2 protein-coding genes are annotated in these 473 nt (G+C 41.2%); both read left to right on the top strand.

Annotation, left to right across the window (positions count from 1 at the left end):
* Window positions 1–174: a mechanosensitive ion channel domain-containing protein gene (locus tag ACLD7X_RS18725; protein WP_411425186.1), complete on the top strand. Its 174-nt coding sequence runs from the start codon at window positions 1–3 to the stop codon at window positions 172–174.
* A 28-nt stretch (window positions 175–202) separates the two neighbouring features.
* Window positions 203–473 (top strand): DUF3078 domain-containing protein (locus ACLD7X_RS18720; protein ID WP_411425185.1); only part of this gene is annotated, 271 nt, incomplete at its 3' end.

Below are 473 nucleotides of genomic sequence, written 5' to 3'. Positions count from 1 at the left end.
CTGGGGTCTATTTACAGCCGTAATAAATTCAAGGAAGGGCAAGTTGTGAAGCTTGATGATGTGAAAGGCACCATCACCCGTATAGATAATGTATCGGTAACAATTCAAAGTGAAGATACCACCGTGATCTTACCCATGCAGTTATTCCAGTCAAAGAAAGTTGAAATATTTTAATGCTCCTCTCACCTAAACATTTTAAAGAATGAAAAAACACAAGACACTCACTATTCTGGCAGTGGTAATTTCTGCTTCAACCCTGCTTGCTCAAAATGAAATGCCTAAGGACACTTCTTACTGGAAAAAGAAGACAGAGTTTGGGGCTAACCTTAATCAGGGTAGTTTTAGTTCCAACTGGACGGGTGGAGCAGTAAGCTCCGTGGCTTTCGGTATCTACCTGAACGCCCTGGGTGAATATAAAAAAGATAAAAATAGCTGGCGGAATGACTTTCAGGCCCAATACGGAATTGTCAGGA

Source organism: Aphanothece microscopica RSMan92 (assembly GCF_046613545.2).
Lineage (GTDB): Bacteria > Cyanobacteriota > Cyanobacteriia > PCC-6307 > Cyanobiaceae > NIES-981.
This window is presented reverse-complemented; position numbering and strand designations above follow the sequence as displayed.